Origin of the sequence: Moorena sp. SIO3I8 (assembly GCF_010692325.1) — a bacterium.
Lineage (GTDB): Bacteria > Cyanobacteriota > Cyanobacteriia > Cyanobacteriales > Coleofasciculaceae > Moorena.
Window position 1 is genome coordinate 24364 of sequence record NZ_JAAHHW010000035.1, and the last position, 16633, is coordinate 40996.

Annotated in this window: 11 protein-coding genes and 1 pseudogene; 9 read left to right on the forward strand and 3 right to left on the reverse strand. The window is 44.9% G+C overall.

Annotated features, from left to right (window positions below; all coding sequences use genetic code 11):
• Positions 1-7 precede the first annotated feature (7 nt).
• A complete protein-coding gene (locus F6K51_RS15670; protein ID WP_293021624.1) occupies positions 8-2677 on the reverse strand; it encodes a carboxypeptidase-like regulatory domain-containing protein in 2670 nt (889 codons plus the stop codon).
• A gap of 284 nt (positions 2678-2961) precedes the next feature.
• On the opposite strand from F6K51_RS15670, the gene F6K51_RS15675 reads away from it, so the two are divergent.
• Both F6K51_RS15675 and F6K51_RS38455 read left to right on the forward strand, forming a co-directional pair.
• A complete protein-coding gene (locus F6K51_RS15675; RefSeq protein WP_293021627.1) occupies positions 2962-3387 on the forward strand; it encodes a hypothetical protein in 426 nt (141 codons plus the stop codon).
• A 765-nt stretch (positions 3388-4152) separates the two neighbouring features.
• Positions 4153-4353: pseudogene (locus F6K51_RS38455) on the forward strand (transposase); the annotation flags it as partial.
• Positions 4354-4365: 12 nt separating this feature from the next.
• Here the strand turns inward: F6K51_RS38455 and F6K51_RS15680 are convergent.
• Positions 4366-4869 carry a hypothetical protein gene (locus tag F6K51_RS15680; protein ID WP_293021629.1) on the reverse strand — a complete coding sequence of 168 codons (504 nt, stop codon included), beginning with the start codon at positions 4867-4869 and terminating at the stop codon, positions 4366-4368.
• A gap of 752 nt (positions 4870-5621) precedes the next feature.
• On the opposite strand from F6K51_RS15680, the gene F6K51_RS15685 reads away from it, so the two are divergent.
• Entirely contained in the window at positions 5622-7685 is a 2064-nt protein-coding gene (locus tag F6K51_RS15685) for a tetratricopeptide repeat protein (RefSeq protein WP_293021631.1), read from the forward strand.
• Positions 7686-7908: 223 nt separating this feature from the next.
• Here the strand turns inward: F6K51_RS15685 and F6K51_RS15690 are convergent, their stop codons facing one another.
• Positions 7909-10233, reverse strand: coding sequence for a DNA polymerase III subunit gamma/tau (locus F6K51_RS15690; protein WP_293021633.1), 2325 nt, complete (start codon positions 10231-10233; stop codon positions 7909-7911).
• Positions 10234-11085: 852 nt separating this feature from the next.
• Here F6K51_RS15690 and F6K51_RS15695 point away from each other — a divergent pair.
• From F6K51_RS15695 to aroF, 6 genes are all read left to right on the forward strand, one after another.
• Entirely contained in the window at positions 11086-11388 is a 303-nt protein-coding gene (locus F6K51_RS15695; RefSeq protein WP_008188499.1) for a hypothetical protein, read from the forward strand.
• Positions 11389-12381: 993 nt separating this feature from the next.
• Positions 12382-13620, forward strand: coding sequence for a GNAT family N-acetyltransferase (locus F6K51_RS15700; protein WP_293021638.1), 1239 nt, complete (start codon positions 12382-12384; stop codon positions 13618-13620).
• Positions 13621-13732: 112 nt separating this feature from the next.
• Positions 13733-14161 carry a Holliday junction resolvase RuvX gene (gene ruvX / locus F6K51_RS15705; protein ID WP_293021640.1) on the forward strand — a complete coding sequence of 143 codons (429 nt, stop codon included), beginning with the start codon at positions 13733-13735 and terminating at the stop codon, positions 14159-14161.
• Positions 14162-14221: 60 nt separating this feature from the next.
• Positions 14222-14491: a 30S ribosomal protein S15 gene (rpsO, locus tag F6K51_RS15710; protein ID WP_008188496.1), complete on the forward strand. Its 270-nt coding sequence runs from the start codon at positions 14222-14224 to the stop codon at positions 14489-14491.
• 35 nt (positions 14492-14526) lie between these two features.
• Positions 14527-15036 carry a PAM68 family protein gene (locus F6K51_RS15715; RefSeq protein ID WP_293021643.1) on the forward strand — a complete coding sequence of 170 codons (510 nt, stop codon included), beginning with the start codon at positions 14527-14529 and terminating at the stop codon, positions 15034-15036.
• A 519-nt stretch (positions 15037-15555) separates the two neighbouring features.
• On the forward strand, positions 15556-16620 hold the full coding sequence (gene aroF, locus F6K51_RS15720) for a 3-deoxy-7-phosphoheptulonate synthase (protein ID WP_293021645.1): 1065 nt from the start codon (positions 15556-15558) through the stop codon (positions 16618-16620).
• The last annotated feature ends 13 nt before the right edge of the window (positions 16621-16633 follow it).

The window sequence follows — 16633 nt, forward strand, 5'->3', positions numbered from 1 at the left end:
TTAAAGACTAAGGACTAAGGAGTATCGATAAATTCAGTTCTTGGAAAGGTTCGGAATCTGGCTTAATCTCAATTTGATTCGGTTGAGCCGATTCACCATTAATCAGTAAATTATACTTACCCTGCTGCAAGCCTTCTAAATAAAAGACCCCAGCACCGTTGGTAATCGAAAAAATCGATTTTCCTGAATCAACTGGTACTGCTTCTACCTTCGCCCCCTCCACCGCTTCTCCCGCAGCATCAGTGACTACACCTGCAAACGTGTAGGATAGTACCATTGGCACAGTAACTGGAGTATAGCTACCGGGCACCACCTCCACTGCATAAGCTGATTCCTCAGGTTTCCAGTCGATGGGATATCCGGCAGGGTCAAGGTCGAGGCGATAGGTGTCAGGGTCGAGTTTGACAAAAATCCCATTGTTGCGAATGTCTGGTCGAAAAGAGGTAATCGATTTATTATTCAGCAGTAAAAGTAAATCCGGCTCTTCGAGGTAAATCTCTTCCCCTGTATCTCGTTTACCATTGCCATTGTTGTCAAAGAAAGGCTGAATTAACAATCCCCCTCGGCTGCGTAAGCGGTCAAAGCGGGTGTCGGCAGCGCTAATCCCTGATTGGACATTGATATTGGGAGAAAGTTCAATCCTGAAGGTGCTGCCATCAGAGGTAGTAGATATTTCTTGATAACGTAACCGCAATACTAATCCGGGAATCACCGCACTGGAAGCTGAGGCAATCAATCCATTACCGCGAGAACCAAAGCCATAGGCGAAATCCAAGTCCCAGAGATATCGACCATCACTAAACTGTTGTTGAGAACGATAGCGCCAAGCTAAGCGAGCCAGGTGATCATCACGGTTATTGGAATCCCGGGTTTCGTAACCCAGTAGCAGGGAATGTCCTTTAGAGGCACTGCTATCGGACAAATAATAGATCAGTTCTGAATTGGTAGTGATTTCATTGCCTCGATGGGAGAGTATCAGACTTCCCAGGTTAGACCTCAAACTCCAGCGCAAGTTATTATTGGTGTCGATGTCAGCACTGGCAGAGAGTGAGAAATCTTGGCTAGTGTGGGAAATGCTCATACCAGCAGCTAAGGCTTCTTCCCGAGTGTTTCCACTGGCTCTCAAGGTTAAACCACTAAAGACTTGCCAGTTGACCCGAAACCGCTGGGCTAGACTATCACTGTTGAAGTTAAAGCTCAGCTTAGGAGAGGGTTGGAAGTTAATACTGGCATCATAGTCTATCTCCTCATCCTCTGTACCCAAAAGAGCCGACACTTTTACCTTTAAGGGAAAGCCAGCAGGTTGATAGAATAGTTCCCCTAACCCCAACACTGACTCGTCGTAAACCACCCCCATCCCCAAGGTCAGGTCTTCTGTGACTCCTAAGCGATAGGCAATTCCCCCCCGCACGTCTATAAACTCACCGAAGAAATTCCCATTCTGGCTCGATTCTCGACTCAAGCCAGTGGAAACAACTAAAGCAGAGGCTCCCTTGGTCAATTGACCCGGTAGAGTAGAGAATTTGGCCTCTCGAATTTCCGGTTCCGCAGTAAGCTGTCCATCTGGGTATAGAAAGACGCGATAAGTATTGCTACCGCCTCGTCCAGTTATGACATTTTCAAAGCGGTAAACCCCAGAGGAGTCCACTAGGATTTCATCCACCACTACATCATTAAAACCTTGGGTCAGCTGGACTAATGTACCCGGTTCAGCTTCCCCAGTAACCCTGCGTCTAATGTCATTGGCTTGCAACCGTTGGCTAGGATTAAATCCACCTCTTGATGAGGGTGGGGTAAATCCCCAGCGCTGGATAGTGGTCGCACCCCAATATTGACCTGTTCCTTGACTTCGCCAAAAGGTGGGCTGGGAACCTAGGACAAAATCCGCTGCATCGGTTTGGCGAAAATACTGGGCTTCCTGTAACCGAAACGTCCCGGTATCGGTTAAATCCGGTTGGCGAGTCCTCAAAAACCAGCTACCTCCTAATAAGGTGCCGACGGTGGTAAATTCTCCACTATAGTTAGTGGAATTAGACACGGAACTGCTACCACCCCCTCTGCCACTAATATTTACCCGTTGTCTGATCGCGGATATGCTAAAGGCAGGGGCATCAATCTCAGATAATCCTTCCAGTACGACTGGGATTTCTGGAGTTCGCCGACCTTTGGGCCGCATATTCAACCAGGGGGGATTAAACCTAATCGCGTATTCAATCATGTCAAACTCCGTCGGAACTCCTAGAAGAGTTTGGATGGTTTTGACGGGAATGACTAATCCTAATTCTGGGTCCGTTGGTAATTCTTCTGGATTGATGCGGGTGACTAAACCAGGCGATCGCACTTCTAATTGACCATCTTCTAAGGGTTTGACATCTAATTTCAAGCCCTTAATCACATCATCTAAGGGAATCAGCCACTTTTCAAAATTAATTGCCTGGGAACCATCTTCAAATCCCCGCACTAAGGTACTAGGAATCACATTCTGTTTTCCCAGATTTACCCCCACAGGAAGAATAATCAATTGATCACTATCGTTTCGCCTTGGGCTAGAGGTAGTGGCGGCGACTTCCGGTTTTGGTATTTCAGGTGCTAGTGTTTGGGCAACAACGGAAGTTATGGTAATCAAAGAAGACAAGAGAGTTGTTACAGCTAGATAAGCTAGTGAAATAATTTTCATCCAACACCTATGAGCTGACTAAATGCTGACTAAATTTTTTAAGGGAAACTACATACAGACTTTCCAATTTGGTCAGATCTAACAGTAACTAAGGGGTTTGATACATCTGGTTTATTGCAGTAGCACTCCTATTCCATTATTACCCGTATTTTTCTCCACCTTAATTAACTTCACTGAATTTTTAAATTCGGTATCTTTCCGGATGTATCCAGTTATGAAATTAGGAAACAATATAATTACAAAAAAATTACAAACAAACAGTTTATTTCCACCAGATAAAGGACATGAGAAACCAATTCGGTAAATCCTTATTTATTTCCGCATTGACTGCTTTAGGTGTTGCTGCTGGTGCTACCAGTGCCTTTGCTCAGGTACCTCCTGGTCCTCCTGCTTCTGCTACTATAGAGCAGGAGTTTGAATTTGAGGGCACAGTAGAGGGAACCTGTTCTTTTATAGATGTTCAACCTGGTACTCTAATAAACCCTGCTCCCGAAGTATTAGCTGTTCTTAACCCAGGTGATGCTGCTACAGGTTTGATGGTTTGTAATACCCCATCAACTGTCTCTCTTGGAGACTTGATGGCGATGAATCCTCTATCTGAAGAACTTTTAGACACCGCCGAGACCTACAACTATGGAGTTTATTTTGTTGAGATTGATCGTCCAACAACTGGCGATATCGAGCGTAATATGGGAGAACCTGCAGCATAACCACTAAATTTACCTCCTAGCAAATTCGAGGTTGAAGCTGACATGTTGATCGAGGTAATTTTACCCCTTAAATGCGGTGATTACGCCTTTAAGTTTACGGTTACAGCTACAGCTAACTAAACTCAACTATTGGCTGGAAGCCATCCACCTATCCCCCTAGGTAATTGATGTTACTGCAATTAAACTCTATATTTTTAGTTGTCTCCGTGGGAATCGGCTTGAGCAGATTTTTACTACGGAGACTTTACCAACAAACCGTTGATTTATAATAATCTAACATCAGCTAATTATTCTGTCAATATCTATAGCAATTAATGGGTTGAGGGACATTTTTTGAGGGAGCAGGGAGCAGGGAGCAGGGAGCAGGGAGTAGGGAATAGGGAGTAGGGAGTAGGGAGTAGGGAGTAGGGAGTAGGTAAAAAATATTGTTTACCTCATTACTTATGAGAACTGCTATATAAGCATTCAGCTACATGGGAGCTATCAGCTACTAATAACTAGTAATTAATAAAAAGTAATAATTATATAAATTTTATAGATTTTTGGTAATAATCTGGATGGTAACAGGGGAATAACACGGATATAAAACCGTAACGTTATCCCAGACAATTACCATGTCCAAACAACTGATTAAATCCCTAGTCATTATTACGATAACTGCCTTGGGAATAGCCGCTAGAGGGTATCTATAAAAAAAAGATTAAAGAAAGAAGCTGGTGAGACTTGAAGATGAGAAGTGATTAGAAGAGCGAGTGAGTGAAGTGAATGAATCGCAAAGCTTATCCAACAGACCTTAGGGACAAGCAGTGGGTTCTAATTGAACCCCTGCTGCCTGCAGCTAAATCGGTAACAGGGCGAGGTCGCAAACGAACAGTAATCAGAGGAGAAATAGTCAACGCTATTCTGTATTGGAGCCGGAGTGGCTGTGCATGGGAACTACTTCCTCACGACTTCCCTCCACCCAAAACAGTTTATAGTTCAGGACTTACTTGCGTAAGTCCTGTCTCCATGACGTACATAGACAGTGACACCAACGCGAGGTACAATGCCCATACTTACACCACCACGGTTATTCTGGGAATGTTCCAGATTTTCTGTGAAAATCACTGCCCGATATTCCCCTTTCTCCATACTAGGAGGAAAGCGGTAAATCATTCGGATGCGGCGAGTTACTCCTGGTTCTACTACCAATTCACGAGGGGAGAATTGTAGATAAGGGGTTAAATCATTAGAGCTAGATTCCAATGCCTCAAACCCATTTTCATCGTAGGTGAAAGGTGTGGCATAGACACGGGCTCGAAATGCTTTATTACTGCGATTGGTGACGTTGATGATACCTCTGGCTTGACCTCGTTCTGCTTCTTCTTCAATAACTAAGGGAGAAACTTGAACCTGAGCTTTAGCTAATCCGGGAAATAGCACCAGTGCAGATAAGGCGCAGCTACCTAAATAGGTTATTAAATGTTGATTGAGTTTAATCATTTCTAGGGAATAGGGAATCGGGAATCGGAACCCACCCCTAACCCCTCCCAGGAGGGGAACGGGAATCGGGAAGTTAGAATTTAGAATTTAGAATTTAGAATTTAGAATTTAGAATTGGGAATCGGGAATCGGGAATCGGGAATTGGGAATCGGAAATCGGGAATCGGGAATCGGAAATAGTAAATAGCTAAAAATATGTGTAACTAATTAATATAAAACTAAGGATTTAGCTTATGGGCTATGTCCCAGCGTCGAAGCCTGTGCCACGACGATACTTGAGGTGCCGCCAACGGCTGACGGCTGACGGCTGACGGCTGATTGCTGTTCGCGTAGCGTGCGCGTAGCGCATATGCTTACGATAATTTAGTAAACAGCGATATACTTTAATCTATTGTTGACTAATTTTATGGTAATAGGTATGGTAAAAATTAATGATTTTTATATAGTATGTTTTTTAAACAATCGTTATAAATACGGATATAGCAATGCTAAGTCATTTGTAAGTAGTCACACAATAACAATTACCTGTTTTACAAAATAAAAACTATGATTTTGTAAGCATTACCGAGAATGGGAAGAGGTAATTTATTTTGTAATGATAATTAAACAATACTTCCCTTAAAATCGTCCTGAGTGCTAACTACTGATAAATTAAGCGATGATCACAGAATATTCAAGTTCAATCCTGACTTAGGCAACAAAAGCAGGAAAAGGTTGATATGTAATCCCTTTGCTCTGACACCTATGCCAGCATGATAGTAACGGACATTGCCTCAAATCAAGAAATTTCCAGTTGGAATCGGCAAACCTATCAACGTTTGAAACTCGCTTTGAGTATTGGTCTGCGCCGCCAGCTTTTTTTGGCAGTGTGTGATGACCTGAATCTGCGCAACCAGCTAGCAGATCAATTATACCGGGAGTTAGGCTTATGTGCAGCAAACGGGTCAAGGAACCACCAAGGTTACCCAAAGTTGGTCAGCTTGAATTTAAATCTGAGCGAGCCTAATCCCCTAGCTCAGATTAATCAATGGTTAACCGACCATCAGGAATCTTATACTTCTGAAAGTATACCGGGATTTCAGATTCTGGGTATAGAAAACTTAACACGGCAACCCGCAGCACTGCAACGATTGTTTCTTAGGCATTTACAGGCAATTGGGCATAATCTCAGCTACTGGGAACTGACTTTCTTGCTCTGGTTGCCACGACCTTGGTTTTATTCCATTCAGCAGTCCGTACCAGAATTTTGGCAACAGCACACTGGTTTCTTTGAGTTTGAAGGAGAACCAACACCCCTATCCCAAGGGGTGGCTGATACACCACAAGCTTCCTACACATTACCCCCTTCAACAACAGTAATCGATCCTGGTCAGGAAGATGTGGAGACACTACCAGGGCAAGAGGAGGTGTTGACAGTTGAAAGTTTTAATGTTGAAACACCACAAGATAACTTTCAACCAAACAACGTGCCACCTACAACTGAAACTGAAACACCACAAGATAACTTTCAACTAAACAACCTGCCACCGGCAACTGAAACTGAAACTGAAACTGAAACACCACAAGATAACTGCGAACTAAACCACCTGCCACCTGGAACTCAAAAACCATCTACAGGCCAAACCTATCTTGAATTGGGCAATCATTATCGCTACCTGATTGAACAGGGAGATGCCTCTGAGGAAAACTTAGTGATCGCAATCCAGGCTTATGAGCAGGCGCTGCAATGGTCAAAATTCAAACCTATAGAAGAATCCGCTATCCTCAATGATGTGGGAAATTTCTACTGGATGCTATCTCGTTGTCCGAACAATGACAACCTGATGGTCTCTTATTTAGAGCAAGGGATTAAATGCTATCAAATAGCACTAACTGACTTTTTAGCGGAACAATCTCCGGAAATTTTTAGCATGATACAGAATAATTTGGGAACAGCTTATGGAGAGTTAGGCCACTACCAAGACTTAGCTAAAAATCTGGAAAATTCTATTCGCGCCTATGAAGAAGCTTTGCGCTATAGCGGTGCTGATCATGACATGGTTAAATATGCTTCAACCCAGAACAACTTAGGAACGGCTTACTGGAATCTAGCGCAACATCAATCACCAGTGCCTAATTTAAAGAAAGCGATCGCAGCCTACCAAGAAGCCATCTGTGATCATGACACCACAGCCAATCCTCAAAATTGGGCAATGATTCAAAATAACTTGGGTACGGCTTACTGGAGTCTTGCCCAGCACGAACAACCAACAGTCTGGTTGAAGCTAGGGATATTTGCTTATAAAGATGCTCTCAAATACCGGAAACCAGAGGTTGACCCAGCTGGCTATGCTGCAACCCAGAATAACCTGGGTACCGCCTACTGGCACTTAGCCGACCAGTTAAAGGAGGAATATGGGGCACAAGCAGAATACTTTAAGCAATGTATAAGGGCTTATGAAAATGCTCTTGCGATCGCAGGACATCAACCACACCCGTCTGACCAAGTCCTTAACCAGAATAGATCGCCTATACCAGTTAACTTTGATATTATAGCTACCTACAACAACTTGGGGCTAGTGCATTTCCAGCTAGCCACACAGCCACAATTTTCCTTAACCAAAGGGTCTAAGTTAACTCATTTAGAAGCTGCCCTACACCAACATGTGCAAGCTTGTATGGGTACAGTTGATCAACCCGAAACCTACCAAATTTCTCTGAACTACCTGATCCACACTATTCGGGCATTCTCTCGGGAAAATGGTCCTGCGGGACAAAGCCTTGCCCTTTCCAAAGTTCCCGGTCAGCTATTACCAGAAATTTTGCCTCGCCTATGAGCTTAAGAATTTATAGCAATTCTCAGCAACCTTTGAGCGACATTGCTTATGCTTTTAATGCAAAAGTAACCCACCCCTAACCCCTCCCAGTAGGGGAAATATAAAAGGGAATAAGAAAGATGATTTTAAGGGAATCACCGTCAAAAAAGACTGTACCTCATAAGTGCGATTAACGCTATAAATTACCAATTAGTAATTACCAATTACCAAATTTATCATAACTCTAAAAAGGTAGTTCACCATTTTCATCATATTCTAACTCTTGCGGCCTATTCTGAATCTTGATATAAAACGGTCTTGGATCAGGTTGATTTTCGGCTACTGATGATTGGGGTTGCTCTTGGTCAAAGCTACCCTGAGTATCATTGACAAACGACTCTACTGATGGCTCTTTGGCCATGACTTCATTATTACTCATATCATCATTTAAATCAATAATTTCTCCGCCAAAACAATCTTTAATTTTCCCTAAAGCTTGCTCTATTTGATCAGCATCCCAGTCTAAGTCAGAGAAATCATACGGTGGCCTGGATAATGCTGGCCTGGATAATACTGGGCTGGATAATACAGTGTCCACTGCTTCAGATGTTTCAGAATTGCTAGGAGGGGCAAGGTTTTGTGGCTGGGATGGTTGGGGGGAGGGGTTTACTGCTGGCTTTGAAGAGTCACTGGTGCTAGGTGGCACAACTAGTTTGGCCTCCGTTGAATCCCCCTTTGAATCCCCCTTGCTGCTTGAAGATTCCTGTGGTGCTTCTGGGGTAGTGATTGGTGGAGGTAATTTCGGAGTTGGTACTGCTGGTAGGGTCACTCTTGATTGAGGAGCGGTCTGGGTGGGGAGTGCTCCTACTAGTTGAAAATTAACTTTCACATGACCTGGATGGACTTTGGCAAATGCCTTTTGAATTTGGGGCAACATTCCTTGTATGAGCTTTTGTACACCCTTCTTTTTGATGCCAATAGATGCCTCTCGGCCATTGAAAGCTAATAAACAGCCGTTGCTACGCAGTATTTCTCTAGAGCCATCCAGTTCAATATTATGAATGACCTGTTGCCAAACCTGCTCGATTTCGTATGGCTGGTTGCTAAGGTCGCTGTCTCGATTAACACTAGCGCTATGGTAAACTTCCTGATTCGGTGTTGAGGTTGTCACTAAATCAGGGGTTTTGGGTATGCCATTAGTAGAGGTGTCCGGGTGTGGTTGAGACCCTAACCTTTCTGAAGGCTTAGGCTCCTCAGTTTCCTGAGTCTTTGGCTTCTGAGCTGGTTTACTTGGATGCTCTGGTTTAGGAGTAGTCTGATCTGGGGAAGAGGTTGGTTGATTGTACCGCTCTTTTCTGAGCTGATGTCTCCCAACTGGTGCTAGGTTAGGCTGGTGCCTAGGTTTAACCGAAGGTGCTGAGGGTTTGACTGATGGATTTTTAGGGAATAACTGTGAGGTTTCTACGGATTGAGAGGCAAGAGCCGCTGGCAATAAACCCATTAGGGTTACTTCTAACCAGAGACGGGGCTGGGTAGTGTTTTTGATCTGAACTTCACTGTCTTTTAGATGCTGTTGACCACGTAAAATACTCTCCACATCAAGCTGTTTAGCTAACTCACACAGCTTCTGCCAGGTTGGAAGGGTGATGGCTGATAAATTATTACGAGCAGGAGCAGTTTTAGCAATCAACAAATCTCGGTAGAAGCTAGCGAGATTTTGTAGGATAACTAGGGGCTCTCGACCTCTATCGATCAGATAGCCACATTGTTCTAGTACTGCTACTGCTTCAGAAGATGCGATCGCGTTTAGCAATGCCAGCAAGTCTTGTTCAGGTACTGCCCCCACTAAATCCCAAACCTGCTCTACCGTGACCTGTTCATCTAACAAACTCAGTTGATCTAGCAAACTTTCTGCATCCCGGAGCCCCCCTTGAGCCACTTGTGCCACTAGGGTTAAGGCATCTGGTGTAATAGCGATATTTTCGTTAACTGCAATAGCCTTCAGATGAGACACCATTGCCTCTAGGGGAATGCGGCGAAAATCAAAACGTTGGCAGCGGGAAATAATGGTGGGTAATACCCGTTGAGGGTCTGTGGTAGCCAAGATGAAGACTACCCGCTCCGGCGGTTCTTCCAGGGTTTTGAGAAGGGAGTTGAAGGCTGCGGTACTAAGCATATGGCATTCATCGATCACATACACTTTGTAGCGGCACTGGACTGGGGCAAATTGAGCCCGTTCAATGATTTCCCTGATCTTATCTACGCCGGTATGACTAGCTGCGTCCATCTCAGTCACATCCAAGGATAAACCACCAGCGATCTCACGGCAGACGTGACATTCACCACAAGGAAATGGAGTTGGCAAAGGACTCTTGAGACAGTTGAGAGACTTAGCTAAAATCCGTGCCGAAGAGGTTTTTCCCGTACCTCTAGGGCCAGTAAACAAATAGGCAGGGGCAATGCGCTCACTCTCGATGGCATTGGTTAGGGTTTTTGCGATCGCATCTTGCCCCACTAAATCCGCAAATCTCTGGGGACGATATTTGTGATGTAGGGGTTCGTAGCTCACGACTTTCTGCTGTGGGGGGCTTACCGGATTGGTCTAGTAGTGTTTTAGTGACATACTCCCGACGCTGCCAAGCACTGGACAGTGCGGGCTTCTTACCAACACCAGCTACTGCTTAGGTTACACGGGTTACTTTATTAACGACACGGTCAGAAGTTACCGCAAGAAGAGGGTTTGAAGTTACCGTAAGACAGGGTCGCCTTTATGGTCGGCAGGCTATGGGTAAAAGGGTTAAGGCTATTGTTATAAGGCGACCCTGTCTAAGGCGCGCGTCTCTGGCCTTTATGGTTAGTCGGCTATGGGTAAAGGGTTAAAACTTTATGATTAAGGCTGCCCTCTTCTAAGGTTTCGCCTCCGGGATGCCCCGACCCGCCGGAACAATACAAAAAAAGTTCATTAACCAAAGTACTGCTGGAATTTTACCCATCCACAGATAACTCAAACTATCAAGTTTTTTCTGAAGGTCACCCCATATTCCAGGTTGTAAAGGTACAGGCACGTAGGTGGCGGTTAGCTCTTAATTTGTTTTTCCCTACTATCGGTAGTATATCGCATTGGCATTTCGACGTTCCGACCCTTGCCCCGCGCTTCCCATACGACACTTACCCTATCAGGTATTGTGCGGGGCTTCTCACGGTTTAGCTAATAGTGTTTTAATTTTAGGCAAGACAGATCGGGGTCTTATGAGGGATTGCTGGAGAGAGGGTTTTGTTAAACCTTTATCTTCGGTGGTAATCTTTCACCAAAGATAGTAACAGGGATATCAGATTCCCATACTACTGATCGGTTAGCTTACGTAAACTATATAATCGAGCATTTCCACCTCATCGATATATATCATCTTCTGTTTTAATTATGGAATCAGCTATTTCTTCTTCTGTTAGTACTACTGACGAATTACCCCGCGAGGTGAGAGTTGCTCAACTGCGTAATCTGGTAGAAACTCTACACATCGCAGATGAAATTGCCAGCCAAGGCTACCTGATTAGTAGTTCTGAACTGGCGGATTTAATGGATGTCAACGCCAGCGCTGTCACCAGTCGGGGGAACCACTGGTCTTGGCGCAACTGGGTTGTGTCCAGGGTCAGGCGTGAAGGTAATCAAATTCTGTGGCAGTTAGAACGGGTAGACAAAGGGAATATAATGGATGAAGACTAAGCCTTACAAGACTAAGCTAGATAGGGGCGTGCCTATATTACGTTGAGACTATGTTGGTAAGTATTCAGAAGTCAGTGGTCAGCAGTCAGCGGTCAGTTTATTTGATTCAATTGCGGTGTGCTCCTCAAGTAGTGTGGCCACAGGCTGTTGGCTGATACGCGACACGCTGATACGCGACACGCTGATACGCGACACGCTGATACGCGACACGCTGAATGCTTACATATGTTGAGTGTTGACCCAAGACCCCACCGTTAACGATTAACACTCAACACTCAACCGTACCACTGGTGGAGTTAACCCAAGAAACACAACTGGAGGTGCGCGCCCGTTCGCGCCCCGCGTCGGCGAAAGCCGATAGGTGCGACCCTAGGCCGCGAGGGATTGCTCGCGGCCTAGCAGGCGCGCACCTAATCCGGAAAGCGCACCTAATATTACCGAAATAAATGGGTTGAAAGCCTCCCCCTTTTAGGGGGACTTTTGGTACAATTATCCAAGAGGAACTGAGTTTGTAGGTGATAACTCAGCTTAAAAACCTTCTGAAAAACAAGAAACGGTGTAATTGCTCTTGCTAGGAGTTCAAACGAGCCAAAATTCGTACAAGGCTGATTTTCCTCAATCAGAATAGCAATTCAATGATTAACTCAATAGCAAAAGTACCGTAGGGCATACGGAAACTTCCCAAGAAGTTTGGGTAAAAGCTTGGAGAACTATCCACATGCAGGGGTTCTAGATATTAAGTGATATTCTAGTTTGCAACGGAATAGGACATAATCGTGTAAGACCTGAGTAAGGGGAACCTAAAAGGGCTGTGATTAGCTCAAGAATCCTCGTCCTTTTAGGGCGAGGAGTGTCAATTATATGTCTTGTCACAACTGGGATGATGGGAAAATAGCTAATATATTGGCAGTAACCCTAGTCTTGCCAATGTAGGTTACAGCGCAAGAACATGGGTCAAACAGAGCGAGCAGCTTCATGGCATCCGTACCCAAAATGACTTCACCTGTCTCGGAAAACCCGAAGAATTTGATCCGCCCATTTCAATACCATGATTTGGCAGCAATTGAGAAGCTACTGCAACAGGCAACTGATGAGCAGAGTAAGATCTGCCCATCAGTTGACCAACAGCCACTTAAGCAAGTTAGACGCTGGTATTGGTTGCTGAAGTTTTTGAGTTGGTTTCCCAACCCCTACCAGTACAGTTTTTGTATCTATGTGGCTGAGCAACTCCAACAGCTGCGCGGACTGATCAAAATTTCCCCATTTAATCACACCCGTAGTACTTGGCGGGTGGAGCAGGTGTTAGTTGATGCCAACACTCCTCTAGTAAGTAACACCCTGGCAACTCGAGACATTGGCTCGGCTCTGTTGCGCTATTGCTTTGAAAAAATTTGGCAAGCGCGAACTTGGTTATTGGAAGTCAATATCAATCATAAAAGTTCACTGGCTCTGTATCGGCAAAACGGATTCCAGCCCCTAGCTCAGATGACCTATTGGGCGATTGAGCCAAAACTGCTGGAAAAATTGGCGGTTCGTGAACCAGATTTGCCGAACCTGTTGCCTGTCAGTAACGCAGATGCTCAGTTGCTCTATCAGCTGGATACGGCATCAATGCCACCAATAGTGCGTAAGGTTTTTGACCGCCATATTCAGGATTTTCAAACCAGTATGTCACGGAAAATCATTGATTCACTGTGGCAGTGGCTAAATCATACTGAAGTAATCAGTGCCTATGTATTTGAACCACAGCGTAAAGTCGCCGTTGGCTATTTTCGGCTGCGACTGTGCCGTGATGGTAACCGTACCAACTCAGCTGAGTTAACAGTTCATCCAGCCTACAATTACCTATATCCAGAGTTACTGTCTCAGATAGCACGGATTGCTCAAAAACTGCCTTCCCAATCCCTAAATCTGGCAACGGCTGACTATCAAGCTGAGCAGGAAGAGTATCTAGCTGAGCTGGGAGCAGAACGGATTGAGCATACTCTGCTGATGTCCCGTTCCGTTTGGCATAAGTTGCGGGAAACCAAGTCTGTTACTTTTGAGTTATCTGATGTGCTTCAGGGGCTACAGCCAGCTCGAACTCCAATCCCCAGCCGCATATCCTGGTCACAATCCCCATCGAAGAAACACCGTGCTAAGGTAAAAAAGGTCTCCATTGGGGTTTCCCAGTCCTCCAGTGTAGTCTCTCAAGAGGAGAGGGTGTCAGTTAAATCTTCACCGCAGAAGTAGTTAGTTATCCCCACTTGGGTTATAAAAGCTAATTTACAGATGCCCCATACCTAATGTGCCATTCCCCAAATTCGCTCTTTGACTAAAAATGGATAGCATAGGAGCTTAAGTTATGGAAAGAATTTCAGCACTGGGATTGGATTTGGGAAGCAAACGTATTGGTGTGGCGGGTTGTGATGGGACGGGTTTGATTGCTACTGGTTTAACTACCATTGAGCGTACCTCCTTTCAGCGGGATGTTGACCAACTGCGAGAGTTAGTTGAAACCAGAGAAGTGCAGGTACTGGTGGTAGGTTTACCTTATTCGATGGATGGAACCCTGGGTTTCCAGGCACGAAAGGTGCAAAAATTGGCTAGGCGATTAGCAGCAGCACTCCAGCTGCCGGTAGAGTATATCGATGAACGGCTTACCTCTTGGGAGGCTGAATCGCGACTCAAGGCGAGTAAGCGATCGCTTACCCACAATAAAGGACTGATTGACCGTCACGCTGCTGCTATCATCCTACAACAGTGGTTAGATAGGCGGCGCTCGGGGAATTGAATCCCTTCTTGATGGTGATAGAATAGAAAACTGTTGACTTATACTAATTAAACTTTATCGATGAGTCTAACTCAAGAACGTAAAACTGAAATTATTAATGGCTACCAGGTTCATGAAACTGACACTGGTTCGGCAGAGGTGCAAGTGGCTATCCTGACTGAGCGTATCAATACATTAAGTCTCCATCTACAAAGCCACAAAAAAGATTACTCGTCTAGACGGGGATTATTGAAGATGATCGGTCGCCGCAAGCGCTTACTTAGCTATATTCGTCAAGACGATCAACAACGGTATCAAAAATTGATTGAGCGCTTAGGTATTCGGGGTTAGACCCTAGTTGAACGGACCCTAGTTGAAAAGAGCTTATGTCTACTGAACCGTCACGGGAGCGATTGCCTTTTGAACCACGTCAAAAGCGCAAAAAGAACCCTAAAGCCCAAAATTCATCAACAAATCCCCAAGCTACTCCAAAGGAAAAACCCAGTCAAACTACTGTCAAGCAAGATAAGAAACAAGATAAGAAGCAAGATTTGCCAAGGGCAGCCTCAAAGGACTCAATGGCAATCCCCGATGTGGTCAGTAAACGGATGGTGCGTCGGATGGCTCTAATGTGCGGTATTCCCAGTTTCTTAGGGATAGTTACATTTGTGGTTAGCTATTTATTGATCACACAGGTTGGGGTAGAGTTACCCCATGTGGCAGTGATTCTGGTGAGTATGGGATGCTTTGGTCTAGGTGTGTTGGGGTTGAGCTATGGTGTTCTTTCTGCTTCGTGGGAGGAAGATATACCAGGAACTTTTTTTGGTTGGCAAGAGTTCAGCACTAACCTAGGCAGATTGACATCAGCATGGCGTGCTGCTAAGACAAAAAGTTAACCTTTTGGGGGATCCTATGGTCTCAGTTTGGGTATAAGGTTACCAGGTAGGAAGCACTTTTTCGCTTCCTAACTAACCTGGGTAAGTAATTTGTTATTTTAATTAACATATTGTTATATTAATTAGTTATATTTTTTGCGTTCTTCCGCCTAAATCCAAGATTCTACAAGGGTAATTTGATCAAAATTTTGGTTCAAGCAGATATCGCGACTATTGAAATATAAATATAAGTCAAAAAGGCATATATAGAGCAAGAAAGTATTCTATAGAATAATAAAGCACTCTGTCAACAGCAAAGGGTAGGAACTCGACCATCTCCCACCCACATTCCCTGACTGGGACTAAAGTCCCTAAGCTGTTAAGAATCTAGTTGTATGAGACACTCTAACGGAAATCTTGGGTTTCAGCCTTAGAATTATCCTTGTTTAGATGTACAACAAATTAATCGGCTCTTAGTCGGCTCGTTTTTCATCCCCGGTCATTAGACGCGGGGTTTATAAACTCACGAGGATTTTTTTTATGATAGTAGTAATGAAGGTAGGCTCTCCAGAAGTCGAGGTGACTCGCCTTAGCCAGGAACTGAGCCAATGGGGGCTGACTCCAGAAAAAATTGTTGGTAAGCATAAAGTAGTGTTGGGTCTAGTCGGTGACACGGCTGCTTTAGACCCCCTACAAATTCAGGAAATTAGTCCGTGGATAGAACAGGTACTGCGGGTAGAGCAACCGTTTAAACGAGCTAGCCGTCAGTATCGTCACGGGGAAGCCAGTGAGGTGCTAGTGCCAACACCGAATGGGCCAGTGGTCTTCGGTGAACACCATCCCTTGGTGATTGTTGCGGGTCCGTGCTCCGTGGAAAACGAGGAGATGATCGTCGAAACAGCACGCAGGGTTAAGGCATCAGGAGCAAAGTTCCTGCGGGGAGGTGCCTACAAACCCCGGACATCCCCCTATTCCTTCCAGGGTCATGGGGAAAGTGCCTTGGATTTGCTAGCCAAGGCACGGGAAGAAACTGGGTTGGGCATCATTACTGAAGTGATGGACACGGCTGATGTGGATAAAATTGGTACGGTAGCAGATGTGCTGCAAGTTGGTGCCCGTAATATGCAGAACTTTGCCCTACTGAAAAAAGTGGGGGCTCAAGATAAGCCAGTACTCCTGAAGCGGGGCATGTCAGCAACTATTGATGAGTGGTTGATGGCTGCTGAATATATCCTAGCAGCGGGCAATTCTAATGTGATTCTTTGTGAACGGGGAATTCGGACATTTGACCGTAAATACAGCCGGAATACCCTAGATCTTTCAGTACTGCCAGTCTTACGACTCCTAACTCACTTGCCGATTATGATTGACCCCAGTCACGGCACAGGGAAGTCTGATTATGTTCCAGCTATGGCAAAAGCTGCGATCGCAGCTGGAACTGACTCGTTGATGATCGAAGTTCACCCCAACCCCGCTAAAGCCCTGTCTGATGGACCACAATCTTTGACACCGGAGCGGTTTGACGAGTTGGTGAAAGAATGGGCGGTAATCGGTCAAGCCGTAGGGCGTTGGCCTGAATCTGCTGTGGCTGTTGCTAGTCATTAGTAGTTAGTTTTTA